This window comes from Bifidobacterium aquikefiri (assembly GCF_002259795.1).
In the GTDB taxonomy this organism is placed as follows: Bacteria; Actinomycetota; Actinomycetes; order Actinomycetales; family Bifidobacteriaceae; genus Bombiscardovia; species Bombiscardovia aquikefiri.
Window position 1 is genome coordinate 151402 of record NZ_MWXA01000008.1, and the last position, 15503, is coordinate 166904.

Below are 15503 nucleotides of genomic sequence, written 5' to 3' on the forward strand. Positions count from 1 at the left end.
CAATATAACCCATGGTTAACAGCACCACGACAGCACCATTCATCCCCGAAATCTGGGCCAACGAGGCGTTGGAAGTCCTACGTTCCAACATCGTCATGGCTCCCCTCGTCACCAAGGACACCGACCTCGCAACATTCCAGGTCGGCTCCACCCTGCACGTCCCCTACCCGGGAACGTTGAAGGCGAACGACAAGGTGGAAGGCTCGCCGGTCACCAAGCAGACCCCCACCTCGACCGACACCACCGTCAAACTCAGCCACCACAAGGAAGTCACCATCCTGGTGGAGGACTTCGTGCGAGCGCAGGCCCAGCCGATCCTCATGCAGTCCTACATTCACGCGCAGGTCGCCGCCCTCGCGGAGCAGATCGAGTCCGACATCATCGGCACCTACAGTTCGTTCAGCGGAAGCCTCGGCACAGCCGGCACCGACCTGTCAGCGGCCACGCTCCGCGCCATCGCCAAAAAGTTCGACGACAACAAGATCGACCAGGGCAACCGACACCTGCTCCTGTCCACAAAGGACGAGAGCGCACTCGTCGGCGACACCGCGCTGCAGACGTTCTTCGCATTCAACGAAAACCAGCGTCACGACATCACCAACGGCATCATCGGCGCGAACATCTACGGCCTGACTCTGCACGTCAGCCAGCTCGTGCCAGTCGTCACCGGCACGCCGAACACTACCAACAACCTGGCGTTCGACCCCGGCGCCATCGTGTTCGCATCCCGCAGCCTGCCCATGGCCAACCCCGGCATGGGCGTCGTCCAGGCCGTCGTACAGGACCCCGTGTCCGGCCTGATCCTCCGCTCCACCATGGGGTACGACAAGGACTCGCTGGGCGTGCAGGTCACCCTCGACTGCCTGTACGGCGTCGCCAAGCTGCGCGACGAGAAGGCGTTCGTCGTCCTCTCCTAACCCCACTGAACCATTCGGATCATCCGAATAGTTCGATCGTTCGCGCGTCGCGGCAGGCCATCAAACCCCGCGACGCGCATCTATTTGAAAGGCACACATGAAATACATTCAAAACGCGGCGGGCGGAGTGCTCGCGGTCACCGACGAACACGCCACGAAATATCTGACCGTCCACGACGACGCCGGCAACGAGCAGCCGAAGCCCGGCTATAAGTTCCTGACTGAGAAGCAGGCGAAGGCCGCCAACCCACAGCTGTTCGGTCTCGCGGACCCGCAGGTCATATTCACGCAAGCCGAGCTCGTGGCGCGTCGCAAGTACGCGGAGGATCTGGCCGCGTTCAAGGCGGCCGACGCGGCGGCCAACGCCGACGCGGCGGCCAACGCCGACGCCGCGGCCAACGCCGACGCCGCGGCCGCGGACACTCCGGCAGACAAGTAGGGGGTGCTGATGGTCGACTACGCAGTGGCTGATGACTACCGCACCTACTGCGGACTGTCGGCCGCCGACACCGTTCCCGCGAACCTCACGCAACTGTTACGCGCCGCGTCGCTCGCGGTACGCGAGTACACCGGGACACTCTTCTACCAGACCGACAGTGATGGCATTCCGGTCGACGCGATATTGTCCGCCGCGTTTCGTGACGCCACGTGCGCTCAAGCACAGGCCATGGACGCGCTGGGCATCGACCCGGCCATGGGCGGAGCAATCCAACCCAACACGGCCGCGTCGAAGAGCATCAGCGGCGCGAGCGTGAGTTACACGACGAGCGAACAGCAGACCGCCGCCCAATTGCGTGAGCAGGTGGCGAACGGGTTGGCTCCCATCGCGATTCGTATTCTGCGCGCGTCGGGCGCGATGCTGTTGACGCAACCATGGGAGGTCGGATGATGGACCCGCTCGCCTGCTTCTACGTGCATACGGCCATCGTGCGCACCCAGAACGGCGTGAACGGCATGGGAGTCACCACATATTCGAATTCAAACCCGTTTCCCTGCCTGTTCGCGGACGGTTCGAAGCTTGTGCGCGACAGCCAGGGCCAGCGCATCATCGGCGCCACCACACTCACCTGCAACAACCAGTATGCGTCACTCTTCCAACCCGGCTCACAAGTATTGCAGGTGAACGATGACATGTCACACACGTTGAAAGGCAGCGTGGTTCTCGTCAACATTGCCGACTCGGAAGGCTTGGAACTGCCAGATCACACCACGGTCAGTCTCGTATGAATGGGGGTCATCATGCAGTTCGAAGGCGATTTCGACTTCTCCAATATCGAGAACGCGGCACGTAACGCGTACACACGTGGTCTCATGCAGGCAGGCGAGCACATCCGTCAGCAGAGCACCATGCTCGCACCCAAGGAAAGCGGTGATCTGGCCGGCTCCTGCGACGTACGCCTGGACGATGACGGTCAGGTTTCCGTCAACTATCCGGGACCATACGCACGCTACCAGGAGTATGGCATCTTCTACCGTATGAAACCGCGTCCAAGCCCGTCCAACGGTAAGCCGCTGCGACATGATAATGGGCAGAGCTTCTATCTGACCACGCCGATGATGACCGAGACTGGCCGCTGCATGCAGATCGTGGCCGACGTGATGAGAGAGAGCATGTGACTATGGCATACAATCCCACAGGCTTGCTACTCACTGGCATCGCCCGACTGCTCGATCTGAAGCAGGTAGGCGTGTATAGATCCGATGCTCCATACGTTGCATCGGATACGGCAATCATCATGAAAACCATGCCCGACAGTCCAGACCGGTGCATAGTGCTCAACTATCTACCCATGCTCGCCATCCCCGACCAGGCGCACAACAGTGGCCTCCTGCAGGTTGCCTGCCGTGGCATGCCAGGCATTCCCCTCGACTCGGACAATCTGGCCGACGCATGCGACCAATGGTTGGACGGACTCACCCAATACCAGTTGGGTGAGGATTGCACGTTGAACCAGTGTTATATGCGTAACGGTGTGAACCTCGGCCAGGACGAAGTGGAGCGGTGGATCACCACCATCCAATACAACGTCGACGTGGACACTCCACAGACGGCACTTAGAAATCAATAACCAATCATTGAAAGGTAACAATATTATGACTACAGCACTTGCTCGCAGATACCGTGTGGACGTGTCCAAGGATGGTTCCAATTGGGTGCAGCTGATGGGCATGAACGATTTCAACCCCGCAATCGACCGCACCACACAGGACTCATCCGACTATGATTCGGACGGCTGGGGTTCCAGCGAAATCACCATGAACGCGTGGAGCGTCGACATCAAAGCCAACAGGAAGACCACTGCAAGCGTGTTTGACCCTGGGCAGGAACTCTGCCGTGCAGCGTCAGACAAGTTCGGTGAGGATGCTCGACTCTACGTCCGCTGGTATGACAAGAACGGTGGTACGGAAGCCTATCAAGGTCGTGGCATCGTGGAGTTCTCTCGTTCAAAGACCGGTGTCACAGACTTGGATGAGGTTGAAATCAAGATCACCGGTGACGGTGCGAGAACAGAAATCACAAACCCACTCTCGTCGACCACGGTTCCTGCCATTACGGCTACCACGCCATCATCGGTCAAGGTTGGTGCACTGCTTCAACTGACTGGCTCCGGTTTCACTGGCGCCACGGCCATCAAGTTCGGTTCCACCGCAGCCACCGTGTACACGGTCGTCTCCGATGGTCTCATCGTCGTCACTGTTCCCAATGCGGTCGACACACAATCAGTTACCGTCACCACTCCGGCAGGCACTTCAACCGGTGTGAACGTGACCGTAACCGCCGCATCCTGACATTCGAATTCTTCCTCGCATGGTTTCTTTAATGCCCTGACTCTCCACCATGCGAGGAACCCTTTTCAATCTTCGAGAATCAGGGCTTTCACATACCTGATTGGAGAATCATGGCATTCACAGACTTTCAAGACATCGCACCCGAACCACTCACCCTACCCATCAACGGGAAAACATACACGGTTCAACCAGTCAGCGCGGCCGACGGGTTGAAAGCATGGAAGTGGATTCGGGAAAGCAAGAAGCAGGATGGCAGCGTCGCCACCGTCGAAGACGTGTCCACGCTCCTGCTCGGCGACACCAACAAGCAGCTCATCAAAGATCACGTGAGCTTCCAAGCATTAAACCGCGTCTACCAGACCGTGCTCGCCGACTTCACCAACGGACGCAAGGTCGCTGAAACCATATGGGAGACGGGTGGAAACCCAAAAGCCATAGCACAGATCCAATCCGTAAGGCCGGACGAGGCCGATACGACCCCGACACCGGACTCTACGAATGGTACGAAGATCTCCCCGAAGAAGCCCACGCAGGAGTAATCGCCCCCACATGGCCACAACTCATCGACCACTGGCAACAGATCATCATCGACGCTCAGGAACACTACCAGTTGGAGTTCGATAATCGACTCCTGTTGGAAGCACGCCCATGGGTATGGCTGGAACGTCGCATCATTGGGCTGCTCGGCATGAACGGTCAGCTACGTAACGCATTGGAGAAGGAACAGGAGGCTCACGATGAGTGACACCGCAACCGAGGTTGGCAGCATCAAGGGGCTTCTGAAGCTCGACATCTCCGACTATATGCAAGGCATTGAGAAAGCCAAGGCAGCTGAGGATGATCTGAAGTCCGGCAATGACGATATTCATATCGATGCGAATGTGGCCGAGGCGGTCGAGAAAATCGACGACGTTACAGAGAGAAAAGACAGGCTCACTTCCGGCTCGTCCGATATGCGTATCACTGCCGACGTTGATCAGGCGGTCGGTAAGATAGATATGCTTGATGAGAAGGTTGACGAAACTTCGGCGAAGACCTCCGATATCAAGGTTGATGCTGATACGAGCGAAGCGGTTGCGAAGATAGACGAGGTTGCAGAGCAGGCTTCCCAACTTTCCGACCATGATCGTGACGTGAAGATTCAGGCTTCCGTCGACCAGGCGATAGCCAAGATCGAGGAACTGAGCGCACAGGCTGACACGGTATCGGATAAGAAGCACAGCATTCAGGTTGATGCGGATACTGGAAAAGCGGTTTCCGAGATTCAGGTGGTCACCCTTGCCGAGCAGGAGCTTAACGAGTCGACCAGCAGGCTCAAAGCAGCGTACGAGCAGCTTGATGCCGTCCAGTCCGAGGGCACTGCCTCGCAGTCGGCACTCATGGTTGCCGATGCGGCAGCAACCCGGATGGAACAGGAGCATGCCCAGGCTGCCGAGCATCTTCGTGACGTGCTCGCCGAGAACAATGTTGCACTTGCCGAGTCAGCAACCGCCGAGGCGGCATATGTGACTGCTGCGCGTGAACAGTCAGCTATGGGTTCGAAGCTTGGCACAACCGTCGACATCAACACCAGTGCCGAGAAGATGAACACTTCCGCAACCCGTTCAAACTCTGACGCGAAAATGTCCAACACGAGCGCGATGGAAGCGGATTCCTCGGCAACATCCGAGAATACTGCTGCCAAGTCGTCGAACGCTGCCGCGAACGATAGGAACACCGAGTCCTCCCACGCGCTCCGTGGTGCACTGCTTACTATTGCTCCAGCATTGATCCCCGTTGTCGGAGCTGCAGCCGGCGCCGGTGCGGCACTGGTCGCGATGGCTGGGACGGGCATTCTTGCAATCCGTGGTATCAAGACTGCCATGGATGAGGGCACTGCAACCGGCAAGCAGTACAAGCAGGATTTGAATTCCCTCAGCAACAATATGAACGCGCTTTCCAATACGGGGGCCGTCGAATTCCTGCAAGGATTCAATTCGATCACCAACCAGGTGAACTCGAAAATGCCGCTGCTTTCCACGTATACAGCCACGTTCAGTCGCGACCTTGGCACGATAAGCGGCAACGCCGTTGAAGGACTGCTGGGCTTGTTCCAACAGTTGGAGCCAGTGCTGCTGAGTGTTGACCAGGGGATTGTGAAGGCTTCCGAAGGCTTCGCCCAATGGGGTACGGGGAGTGGAGCGAAGGACTTCGTTACCTATCTGATGGATGAGCTGCCCGCGGTGGAGACCGCGTTGGGAAGCTTGTTCACTGCTGCCGGACATGTGGTGCAGGCTTTCAATCCATGGGGCAATGCGGTTCTCACAGCCATCACGGACGTGAGCAACGTGATCAGCTCCATTCCCGTGGATGACCTTTCGGGGTTGGTGACTGGTGCGATGGCCGCGTACACAGCGTTCAAGACGTTCCAGCTGATCACGCCCATCGTCAAGGGCGTGAGTGGCGCGTTGGACGCCATAGGTACTGGCGCTTCCCTTACCTCTCTCATCACGCCTGTCGGTGCGACCGTAGCTGCGATTGGTCTGCTTGCAGCAGCGTTCGCCGCCTTCTCTGCGAAGGATCAAGAGGCCACGCAGGCGACAGAGGATTACACGCAGGCTCTCACCACGTCCAAGGGGGTTATCGACTCGACCGTCACGAGCACCGTGGCAAAACGACTGCAGGACGAGCAGGCGTATGACATGGCCGACAAGCTGGGCGTCAGCTATTCGACGCTGAACTCGGCGATCGAAGGTCAGGGCGACTCATACTCATCCCTGTCGAAGCAGCTGAAGTCCACCATCTCCGACTATTCGAAGTATGCGGGCACCGTTGATGCGGCGAAGGCTCCAACTGCCGAACAGTATTCGACTGCGCAGAAACTATTGAAAGTGCTGCAGTCTGAGCATTCTGGGTTTACGTCGTCCGCTTCTGCTCAGAAGCAGTTGGCTGAAGCAACTGGTGACGCGACGAGCAGCATCGACGATCAGGCTCAGATCCTCGGAGTCTCGGAAGGCAAGTGGGTTGCGCTGAGTAATGCGGAGACCTCTGCCACAGACGCCGCAAAGCTCTACAAGGATGCGTTGGACGCATTGAATGGGAAAAGCCAAGCTTTGGCACAGGCAACAAATACCGCCACAACCCAGTTCGATACGATGGCATCAACCTGGCAGCAGGACATTAAACAGGTTGGTAAAGCTCAGGCAACCAGCATGGATTCAAGTACTGAATATGGGGCGAAGAACCGGGAGATGATTCTTCAAACCGTTCAGGCCGAGCAGAGTAAAGCAGCTGCCATCTATGCTTCTGAAGGCAAGACCGAAAAAGCCTACAAGGATTCGGCTCAGGCTCAAGAGCAAGCACGCCAGAAGATTCTCGAAACGGCCAAGGCGAACGGTTTGAACACTGACCAAGTGTCCGCCTATCTGGATCAGATATTTCAGATTCCTAAAGTGGATACGACTCGAATTTATGTCGATACGTCTGATGCGACTCTTGGCTTGAAAGATTTGAAGGTGAAGACGGCTTCTCTTTCGGCAGATAGCAAGACGATCACCATCACTGGCAACAACAAGGATGCGTTAGAGAAGATTGCTGCCGTTGTCGGTGCGAAGATCAATCCAAAGACCGGCACCCTGACGATGAACAAGGCTCAATATGATGCAGCTCTCGCTTTGGCGAACGGTGCGAAGATCAATCCGAAGACTGGTCAGCTGCTCGGCAACAACACTCCCCTATTCACGAAGCTTGCTCAGGCTAATGGGTGGACCATCAATCCGAAAACAGGCTTGATCAAGGGTGATGACGGCAATTTCCTGAGCGTCAAGAACTATGTCGATGCTACGAAGATTGCTCCGAAGACGGTGGATATCAATGCGAATCTGAGTGGCTGGCAGGCTGCGGTGGCTCAGATCAAGGGTGCTGCAATCCAAACCTCCGTTGGTGTGAGCGTGAGTATGGCGAACGCGTTGAAAGGCGGTTACACGGGTGGCATGTTCGATGGTTCCACGTTCAAACAAGGGTATGCGAATGGTGGCCAGTTCAGTGGTGCGGTAAGCGGTCCATCTTCCCCCATCAAGGACAACGTGATTTTGAGCAATGCTCGTCTGAATCCCGGCGAGCATGTGCTGACCAAGAGTGACGTTGATGCGATGGGTGGCCAGCGGGCAGTGTACGCGTTCCGTAGCAGTCTACACTCGTCGTCCGGCTATCAGAATGGTGGTTCGACTTCGAAGAATGACAATGCGGGTGGAACTCCCTACCTGCCCGACACTATCAACCTAATCGATGTGGATGGTAGCTTGCTCGCGAAGGTGAAGACGATTGCCCAGCAGCAGGTTGCACGGCATAACACGAGCATGGTGAGGGGGTTGATCAATGGCTGACGTGAACGTGGTGGCTGACAGTACCGCCCAGCCACCGGTAAACGAGATCAGTGTGAATTCGCTGGGATTGTTCGACAGCATTCAGGTTTCACGCATACAAGACAATGTGGAAACATTGATTCGTAGCCAGCCAAACAAAGGCGTCTCCAACGCTCTGGCCTACGACTACGAGGCGAAGTACGGTATTCCAGTCCAATATCACGTAACCGGCCTAGAGGAAAATACTTCACTGGCATCCGCGTGGCTCGGCACTGCGAATGCTTCCACGAGCACGCTGAGCAAAGACGGTACGGTAATCGCAACCAATAATATTCTTGATCCACAGGGGAAAACAAACCATGCGTTTTGGTCTCAAGGTACGTATGTTGCTGTTCAGGATACAGATGGAAAATGGACGTACTCTGTGCCCGCATACGACACTGCGGATAATTCGTGTTTCATAACACCACTATCTAGAGACTGGACTCCACCGACATTGGAGGATTACGTTCTCGTAGCCTGCTTTGACGACTTGGTTGGACTTTCACTAGATAAAATAAACTTCGAGAATAATGCAGGGACGCTTGCAACTGGCAGCAATTGGCGTGCAGTACGGTGTGCCCTATCTACTAGCAACACCGTCCACCTTGCTATAGGAATCGGTTCGGGGAGCACAGATACTTCTACAAAGTCATACAAGTTGGTCAATTGGGGCGTGTACTCCATTTCCGACTGGCAGGCCATGCAGTCGCTCGACATCGATTGGTTCGATGGTGACACATACGCATTAGGTTCGACTAGCCAGTTTGATATTCTCACCGACCCAGTGACACTCACCCCACAATACGGGTGGCTCATCCATCCCGCGAACCCTGCAAAGAGCATGCAGCTGCCAAGAGGCCGCATCACTGGTTTCACGGATATCGGGCGTGCTGCAAACGCCACCCGACATGACGTGATGGGTGCATCATTGCCCGTATACACGATCAATGGTTCACGTCATGGTATGGAATTCACACTCGAATTGAAGACGAAATCGTTCGACGAGGAAAGCATGCTCTGGGCTTTGCTCACCGACCAGGTGCCGATTCTCATCGACTGGCTGGACGCGGACGCGCAACGGTTGAACATGACTCCCATGTTCGTGCAAGTGGGTGATGTCACGCAGGCGCGTTTCGTGCAGCAGATATATGTAAACAGTGACAGCTCATATCCGGATCACTGGCGCACATGGCAGCTGCCCTGCATACAGGTGCAGTCTCCGGCGATCTCCCAGCAGACGGCAGTCTGGACGTATCTGGGCTTGTTGAACGAACAGTCATCCTATCTGAACGTGCAAGCCGCGTATTCGACGTATGCGGACGTTCAGGCCCATAGTTTGGAGGCTTCGAATGTTTAATGTGTCCGACGATTTCCTCAACGCGCTCAGATTCACGCATCAGGTGTTCGCCCGAGTCACCGTCACCGACCTTGACGGGACAGTGGTCACGTTGGGCGTACAGTCCGGCACGATCACGGCCACCTATCAGCAGGGCACGCGGCGTACCGCGGACATCACCGTGTACGCGACCGGCACCAAGGCCGATGGGTCGACGGTGAACGCGAGCGACATGAACGTGATGCTCACCCGCCCCGGCACCGTCTGCCTGATTGAGATGGGCATCAGTTCGAATCTTGTCGCGCAGACCATGATTCCGATGATGATGGGCGCCCCTTCGAACGTTGCCTGGCGTATTGGTGACGGTGAGATTGATTTCGATGTGAATGATGACTGGTGGCGTGTCAGCCAGGGCAGGTTCACTGCGATATGGTCGCCGAACGCTGGGTTGAAACGTGTCGACGCGGTATCCGCCATCATGCAGGCCGTGGCACCCAGCAGACAACTGATCGTGACCGCCACGGACACGGGAACCATCCAGTCGCAGGGTGACTGGGATGTGAACCGTGATACTGCTGTGGAAACTTTGGCCACGGATGGTGGGTTTGATGCGTATTTCGACCGGCAGGGGCGCATTACCCTCGCCGATAGCAAGACCGCTGATGATCCTGTTGTTTGGTCTGCTACTGCGGGCGGTGGTGGCATGCTTGTCAACGCGGAGACTGGCATGGACGTGACCAGACTGTATAACGCGGTCGTGGTGAAACCCTCCGCAACAGACAATTCGCAGACATGGACCGCACAGACCGCCATACTGGCATCTGGCGACCGTGCGCCCGCCAACCTGGGCGTCACCATCCCCTACTTCATGGCATCACCGACCATCAGCAGCGCAGCAGCGGCATTGGCCGCCGCACAGAAACAGTTGAACCGTGTCACCGGCACGCCCATGACCATACAGGCCGACATGCTCAGCAACCCCGCATTGGATGAAGGCGACGTGATCGAAATACTCCTGCCCGCCAACCCCAATGAAGGCATCGAAGCGACCATGTACCGGTATTACATCGACACGATCACCTGGGATCTCATAACGGGCGGCATGAGCGTGAAGGCACGCAACGAGGGAGAGGTGAGCGACGATGCAAGCTAGCGAAATCGACCTGCTGAAAGCGTTGAAGCAGCCGGAGACGGGGGCCGCGAACCTTACCGGGCGTGTCGGCACGGTCGCATCCACATCCCCTGTCACCGCGACCGTGGATTCCGTCACCATCCCCTGCCGGCAGATAGCAGGACAAACGTTGACGGTCGGCCAGCCATGCGTGCTCATCACCTTCGGCATCGGCACGAAACCCCTGCTCATACAGACCAACTGAAAAGAGAAAAACCATGCCAACAATCGGAAACAATCTCCTCCCCTACCCCAATTCCAGTGACGCCCCGAACGTTCCATCCGATCTGAGCAAGCTCGCGCAGGCCGTGGACACTGCCATAGGCGGAGGATGCCACATCATTCAAACGCATGCCGACCTTCTGGCCATACCATCCGCACAGCTGTTCACCGGCATGAGAGTATATGTGATCGCCGACTCCGATCCGCTGAACAACGACGACTACATGTATCTGAACGGGGCATGGTCCCATGCACGCCCCACCATGCAGACGGGAAACATACCGGTAGTCAAGAACGGCATTGCAGCGGGGAGCTTTCTCCAGAGGCATGTCACGTTCACCCATAACTATGCAGCTGTGCCCAACGTTTGGGGTGATGGAGGGGACACTATATTCACCGTCTCGACAAAGAATGTCGCCATAGATGGGTTTGACATGTTCATCAGAAACAACAGCTCTGCGGCAAACACGCTTAATATATATCCTCGCTGGTATGCGTATGGGACTCTAGCCTGATGGAAAACCTTGACTGGGGCGCACTCTACAGAGATGTCGGGGAATTGGTCGAGCAGAACAAGACGCTGTATCACAAGACTGATGATCATGAAACCCGAGTGAGGATTATCGAGGGAGAGGTTGTGAAACAACGCAATGATGTGCAGGATCTCTCCGACAAGGTGGATGTGCTGGACGGCAAGGTCGACGGACTCTCCAAGGGTGTCACTGATCTGAGTGGGCAGGTTTCTGGATTGCGTGAGTCGATCGATAATCTACAAGGCCCGCATGCTCGCCGTCTGAAACTCTGGCAGTGGATGTGCAGGCATGCCAACCCGCTGATGGCTGCGCTGCTCGCCGCCATCGGCAGCGGGTTTGGCGGCTACCTGCTCGGTTTCATCATCCACAGCTGATGTCTTCACTCTTCATCTTTCAATGCCTCCGAACCTTCGGGGGCATTTTTCATGTCCCAATCTAGGAGGAAACACATGCATAGACGATTAACCGCTGCGCTGGGAGCAGTCCTGCTGCTTGCAAGTCTCGGCGCGTGCAGCAACACGCAGCCTGAAACTGCGCCCAAGACTACGCAATCCAATTCACAGACTGCGACCAGCACCGCCATCGTCACAGTCGAGGGGAGTGGCGTGGCCACGGACGTGACCATCACCGTTATCGACCCCAACACAGGATTGAAGCCATCGGACGCGGCCGCTGGTCTCGACGCACAGTCGGCAAGCCCGACCGACTCGACCGGCAAGGTAGGCGACTCAAAGACACTCACCAAGTCTACGGAAAACGTAGTTTTGCCATATACAAAGGAACTCAAGGTCACTACCGGCCAGAAAGTAACCGTCAGCGCCCAGAACGGCACCTCAGATGGCCCTATCAAGGCGAGCATCACGTTGAATGGCAAGACGGTTTCCAACTCGGCCACAGGCGCTAACGCGGCAGTCACAGCGACTTCTCAGGAGGCAGAGTAATGAGTCACGCAAGGCACAAGAGAAAAAGGACGCTGGGCATTGTGGGGCGCAGCTTCCTTGCAGGAGCGCTCACTGTAGCACTCTCAGCCGGCATCGTTCCGGCAGCATCCGCTGACACGGTGGGTCAGGACATCTCGAAATGGCAGGGATCCATCAACGTCAATGCTCTCGGCAGCTTCGTCATCGTGAAAGCTGGTGGCTCGGATATTGGCTACTACTACACGGATAGCATGTACGCACGTAACGCTCGTGCGGTACGCGCGGCTGGTAAAGGACTTGGCCACTACTATTTCAACGGGTATACGAATCCAACCTCGGCTGCGAACAGTTTCGTGAACAATCTCGTGGAATACAGGAAGGGTGATCCACTCGTCTATGACGCGGAGGAATCCCAGTTCGTGTCGCCTGCCGCCGTGCAAGCTTGGGTGAACCAAGTGCGTGCCCGATTAGGTTCTGATGCGAACGTGTACGTGTACATGAGTTCGTCAGTCACGAAATCATATAACTGGTCCTCGGTGGCCGCTTCAGGCGTGAAATTGTGGGTCGCCAACTACGGATCCAACAATGGTGCCTATCATGGTTCACCTTCGGTTGGCTACTGGGATTCATGGCTCATCCACCAATACACCTCAGCCGGCAAAGTATCAGGGTATTCCAGCTCACTTGACATGAACCTAGCCAAGTCTGGTGCCTTCACCAACGGCCAAACGACCGGCACGGTCACCATTCCAACCAGCGTGAGCAGCGTACCCACCGGAACATACCTCGGTTACTCGATAGCACAAACGCAGAGGTTGCTCAACGTCTACGGCTACAAGCTTGCCGTGGACAATTCATATGGTCCAGCAACGAGAGCTGCAGTACGCGACTTCCAGTCAAAGCATGGACTCACGGTAGACGGTTATGCAGGCCCAGCAACTCAAGCAAAACTTGCCGGCACGCACTCCACTCCAAAGATTGCCGTTGACAATTCCGCTGGCACGGCCACAGTGAATCTCTGGCAGCATGTCATGGGCACTTCAACCGACAGCTACATTACCGGCCAAGTGTATCCGCGTGGCTATGCACGTAGCGCGCTCCATGCAGTGCGATATGGCGGTGAAGGTTCCCAACTTATCCGCAAGGTGCAGAGGCAGCTCGGACTCAATCCTGATGGTCTGCTCGGGCCGACAACAATTCATGCCATCCAGCGCCATCTCGGCGTACGCCTCTCAAACGACTTCGATGCCGTCACCGTGCGCGCTTTGCAAATCAGACTCAACACAGGAAAATTCTAAGGAGATTCATATGGATACAGCAACAGCAATTCAACTAGCCACCGTGCTCGCAGGCGGCGTCACCTCAAGCGTCATCGTGCAACTCGTCAAGAAATACATCCCCTCGGACTGGCGGCTACCCTTCTCGCTCGTATTGAGCGGAGTCATCGCCCTGCTCGCTCTCTGGCTGACGGGCAGCTTCCAGTCACCGCTCAACGCCACGGTGATCACGGCCGCCGTCATGGGCGTCGCCCAGACCATCTACGCGGTCATCGCCAAAGCCTACGTGGATCTCGACACCACGCCAGTCACCGTCACCACCACGCCCACAGTGACCCCCTCCGATTCGGGTGATGCCAAGTGAGATTCAGTCTCGGCAAGCTCGCACCCAGGGAGGCCAAGCTCAAACTCAGCACCTACCTGAAACATCCATTGCCCGCACCGCCAGCCGAGGCGAACACGGAGGCACTGCCCATCTGGGACGCCAACATGTTCGGCAACGACACGGTGGGCGACTGCGCCATAGCAGGCCCCGCCCACGAGACCTTGTTCTGGGAGAAGCACAACGGGAACGCTGTGGCCAACATCACCACGGAGAACGTGCTGCAGATGTATGCGGACGTGACCGGCTACGACCCCAAGGATCCAGATTCGGATCAGGGTTCGGTCGTGGCCGACGTGGTCGCCTACCGGCGCACACACGGCCTCGTGGACGCTGACGGCAAGAAGCACACCATCGCCGTCGGCCTGGGGCTCTCGCTCACACGAGATTCTGTCAAGCAGGTGATCAACCTGTTCGACGCATGCGGGCTCGGCATCCAAGTGCCAAGCTCACTCATGGACCAGACCAACAACGCACAGTCTGAAGGCACACTGCCCACATGGACGGTAGTAGACGACTCGCCGATCGAGGGTGGTCACTATGTGGCTGCACTCGCCTACGACAAGGACTATGTGTATGTGAACTCGTGGGGTATGGTATGCCGCATGAGCTGGCAGTTCTTCGACCAGTACGCCGACGAAGCATGGGCATACCTATCCCAAGAAGACCTCAACGGCCAGGGAATCAGCCCAGACGGCTTCGACCTCCGCCAGTTGCAGGAAGACATCAAGAACCTTTAAAGGTGTCGAATTCGACACCTTTAACCATTTGCCCCGTGTCCAGACTTTGGTCTGAGCGCGGGGCAATTTCTTATTTTTCGTCAACTTAAGCAGGCGTTGAATATTAACTTCTGCTCCACACATTACAAACATGATTCAGAAACGTATTTATGAGACCTCAACTGCCAGCAATCAAAAATGCCTTAATAACACTACTATTCAACGGAACGATACGTTTGGAAAATGCAATAGAGGTATTGAAACTTGTATTGACTGAACCATTTGATAATGCCTGCGCGTATCACAAATCACATGTTGGCGACTAGATATATTATGCGGTAGCTTAGTAAGCTTGCACAAAATCCAAGCTACCGCATTTACTTTTACAGTCATTATTCAGACATAATTCATAACTGTACTCTATCCAGACGTTCATTGAAGAAAACTGTGACTAACCTAGTGCTAGAGAAAAAATATGCCTCCTCAAAACTATAGTGAAACCTCAAGTTCTTCTTACTGTTAATGTTATTGCAATTTTGCCCACATTTTGCCCACAATCTTCTGGAAATAAGGCAATCTCACAAACTTGGGAAATCTCACAAATACCGTAATTCCAACGTTTCTTGTCACTCCCCTACTCCCACTTAGCGAGTGTCCATGTTTCGAGTCCCTCATCGCCCACACACTTATAAGACTGAAACTGCTGGAATTGCAACGTTCCTTGAGCCTTCTCCCCTTCGACATTTTTCGCAACCAGCTTTTGCAGGAACACGTTCATCGAAAAAACAATCAAGTTCAGACAACTCATATCCATACAGTGCAACTGCCAGATATCATCCCTGGTACGACAC

At 55.9% G+C, this 15503-nt stretch carries 19 protein-coding genes; all 19 read left to right on the plus strand.

Going from position 1 to position 15503, the window contains the following annotated elements; all coding sequences use genetic code 11:
• Positions 1 to 11 precede the first annotated feature (11 nt).
• Positions 12 to 917, plus strand: a complete 906-nt coding sequence (locus tag BAQU_RS08750) for a major capsid protein (RefSeq protein WP_094694764.1) — start codon at positions 12 to 14, stop codon at positions 915 to 917.
• A gap of 97 nt (positions 918 to 1014) precedes the next feature.
• Positions 1015 to 1356, plus strand: coding sequence for a hypothetical protein (locus BAQU_RS10530; protein WP_094694766.1), 342 nt, complete (start codon positions 1015 to 1017; stop codon positions 1354 to 1356).
• Positions 1357 to 1365: 9 nt separating this feature from the next.
• A complete protein-coding gene (locus tag BAQU_RS08760) occupies positions 1366 to 1806 on the plus strand; it encodes a head-tail connector protein (RefSeq protein ID WP_094694768.1) in 441 nt (146 codons plus the stop codon).
• Positions 1803 to 2144: a hypothetical protein gene (locus BAQU_RS08765; RefSeq protein WP_143241996.1), complete on the plus strand. Its 342-nt coding sequence runs from the start codon at positions 1803 to 1805 to the stop codon at positions 2142 to 2144. Before BAQU_RS08760 ends, BAQU_RS08765 begins: the two co-directional genes overlap by 4 nt.
• The gene (locus tag BAQU_RS08770) at positions 2145 to 2534 is read left to right on the plus strand and encodes a hypothetical protein (RefSeq protein WP_094694772.1); all 390 of its coding nucleotides are present in this window, start codon (positions 2145 to 2147) and stop codon (positions 2532 to 2534) included. It begins immediately after the preceding gene.
• Between the two features lie 2 nt (positions 2535 to 2536).
• Entirely contained in the window at positions 2537 to 2986 is a 450-nt protein-coding gene (locus tag BAQU_RS08775; RefSeq protein WP_094694774.1) for a minor capsid protein, read from the plus strand.
• 25 nt (positions 2987 to 3011) lie between these two features.
• A complete protein-coding gene (locus BAQU_RS08780) occupies positions 3012 to 3707 on the plus strand; it encodes a phage tail tube protein (RefSeq protein ID WP_094694776.1) in 696 nt (231 codons plus the stop codon).
• A 110-nt stretch (positions 3708 to 3817) separates the two neighbouring features.
• Positions 3818 to 4246: a DUF7426 family protein gene (locus BAQU_RS08785; RefSeq protein WP_094694778.1), complete on the plus strand. Its 429-nt coding sequence runs from the start codon at positions 3818 to 3820 to the stop codon at positions 4244 to 4246.
• Between the two features lie 71 nt (positions 4247 to 4317).
• Positions 4318 to 4452: a hypothetical protein gene (locus BAQU_RS10695; RefSeq protein ID WP_275542241.1), complete on the plus strand. Its 135-nt coding sequence runs from the start codon at positions 4318 to 4320 to the stop codon at positions 4450 to 4452.
• The gene (locus BAQU_RS08790; protein ID WP_094694780.1) at positions 4445 to 8071 is read left to right on the plus strand and encodes a hypothetical protein; all 3627 of its coding nucleotides are present in this window, start codon (positions 4445 to 4447) and stop codon (positions 8069 to 8071) included. Before BAQU_RS10695 ends, BAQU_RS08790 begins: the two co-directional genes overlap by 8 nt.
• Positions 8064 to 9449 carry a hypothetical protein gene (locus tag BAQU_RS08795; protein ID WP_094694782.1) on the plus strand — a complete coding sequence of 462 codons (1386 nt, stop codon included), beginning with the start codon at positions 8064 to 8066 and terminating at the stop codon, positions 9447 to 9449. The genes BAQU_RS08790 and BAQU_RS08795 overlap by 8 nt, the downstream gene beginning before the upstream one ends.
• Complete coding sequence (locus tag BAQU_RS08800) at positions 9442 to 10581, plus strand: hypothetical protein (protein ID WP_094694784.1); 1140 nt, start codon at positions 9442 to 9444, stop codon at positions 10579 to 10581. Before BAQU_RS08795 ends, BAQU_RS08800 begins: the two co-directional genes overlap by 8 nt.
• Positions 10571 to 10804: a hypothetical protein gene (locus BAQU_RS08805; protein WP_094694786.1), complete on the plus strand. Its 234-nt coding sequence runs from the start codon at positions 10571 to 10573 to the stop codon at positions 10802 to 10804. Before BAQU_RS08800 ends, BAQU_RS08805 begins: the two co-directional genes overlap by 11 nt.
• A 13-nt stretch (positions 10805 to 10817) precedes the next feature.
• The gene (locus BAQU_RS08810; RefSeq protein WP_094694788.1) at positions 10818 to 11336 is read left to right on the plus strand and encodes a hypothetical protein; all 519 of its coding nucleotides are present in this window, start codon (positions 10818 to 10820) and stop codon (positions 11334 to 11336) included.
• Positions 11336 to 11728, plus strand: a complete 393-nt coding sequence (locus BAQU_RS08815) for a hypothetical protein (protein WP_094694790.1) — start codon at positions 11336 to 11338, stop codon at positions 11726 to 11728. Before BAQU_RS08810 ends, BAQU_RS08815 begins: the two co-directional genes overlap by 1 nt.
• A gap of 75 nt (positions 11729 to 11803) precedes the next feature.
• Positions 11804 to 12295, plus strand: coding sequence for a hypothetical protein (locus BAQU_RS08820; RefSeq protein ID WP_094694792.1), 492 nt, complete (start codon positions 11804 to 11806; stop codon positions 12293 to 12295).
• The gene (locus BAQU_RS08825) at positions 12295 to 13572 is read left to right on the plus strand and encodes a peptidoglycan-binding protein (protein WP_094694794.1); all 1278 of its coding nucleotides are present in this window, start codon (positions 12295 to 12297) and stop codon (positions 13570 to 13572) included. The genes BAQU_RS08820 and BAQU_RS08825 overlap by 1 nt, the downstream gene beginning before the upstream one ends.
• 10 nt (positions 13573 to 13582) lie before the next feature.
• A complete protein-coding gene (locus BAQU_RS08830; protein ID WP_094694796.1) occupies positions 13583 to 13915 on the plus strand; it encodes a hypothetical protein in 333 nt (110 codons plus the stop codon).
• Positions 13912 to 14673: a hypothetical protein gene (locus tag BAQU_RS08835; RefSeq protein ID WP_094694798.1), complete on the plus strand. Its 762-nt coding sequence runs from the start codon at positions 13912 to 13914 to the stop codon at positions 14671 to 14673. Before BAQU_RS08830 ends, BAQU_RS08835 begins: the two co-directional genes overlap by 4 nt.
• The last annotated feature ends 830 nt before the right edge of the window (positions 14674 to 15503 follow it).

Coding starts and splice junctions, on each gene's coding strand:
- BAQU_RS08815 (WP_094694790.1), top strand. CDS start 11,336: ATGGAAAACCTTGACTGGGGCGCACTCTACAGAGATGTCGGGGAATTG.
- BAQU_RS08775 (WP_094694774.1), top strand. CDS start 2,537: ATGGCATACAATCCCACAGGCTTGCTACTCACTGGCATCGCCCGACTG.
- BAQU_RS08830 (WP_094694796.1), top strand. CDS start 13,583: ATGGATACAGCAACAGCAATTCAACTAGCCACCGTGCTCGCAGGCGGC.
- BAQU_RS08805 (WP_094694786.1), top strand. CDS start 10,571: ATGCAAGCTAGCGAAATCGACCTGCTGAAAGCGTTGAAGCAGCCGGAG.
- BAQU_RS08770 (WP_094694772.1), top strand. CDS start 2,145: ATGGGGGTCATCATGCAGTTCGAAGGCGATTTCGACTTCTCCAATATC.
- BAQU_RS08820 (WP_094694792.1), top strand. CDS start 11,804: ATGCATAGACGATTAACCGCTGCGCTGGGAGCAGTCCTGCTGCTTGCA.
- BAQU_RS08800 (WP_094694784.1), top strand. CDS start 9,442: ATGTTTAATGTGTCCGACGATTTCCTCAACGCGCTCAGATTCACGCAT.
- BAQU_RS08825 (WP_094694794.1), top strand. CDS start 12,295: ATGAGTCACGCAAGGCACAAGAGAAAAAGGACGCTGGGCATTGTGGGG.
- BAQU_RS08750 (WP_094694764.1), top strand. CDS start 12: ATGGTTAACAGCACCACGACAGCACCATTCATCCCCGAAATCTGGGCC.
- BAQU_RS08780 (WP_094694776.1), top strand. CDS start 3,012: ATGACTACAGCACTTGCTCGCAGATACCGTGTGGACGTGTCCAAGGAT.
- BAQU_RS10530 (WP_094694766.1), top strand. CDS start 1,015: ATGAAATACATTCAAAACGCGGCGGGCGGAGTGCTCGCGGTCACCGAC.
- BAQU_RS08810 (WP_094694788.1), top strand. CDS start 10,818: ATGCCAACAATCGGAAACAATCTCCTCCCCTACCCCAATTCCAGTGAC.
- BAQU_RS08760 (WP_094694768.1), top strand. CDS start 1,366: ATGGTCGACTACGCAGTGGCTGATGACTACCGCACCTACTGCGGACTG.
- BAQU_RS08785 (WP_094694778.1), top strand. CDS start 3,818: ATGGCATTCACAGACTTTCAAGACATCGCACCCGAACCACTCACCCTA.
- BAQU_RS08765 (WP_143241996.1), top strand. CDS start 1,803: ATGATGGACCCGCTCGCCTGCTTCTACGTGCATACGGCCATCGTGCGC.
- BAQU_RS08795 (WP_094694782.1), top strand. CDS start 8,064: ATGGCTGACGTGAACGTGGTGGCTGACAGTACCGCCCAGCCACCGGTA.
- BAQU_RS08790 (WP_094694780.1), top strand. CDS start 4,445: ATGAGTGACACCGCAACCGAGGTTGGCAGCATCAAGGGGCTTCTGAAG.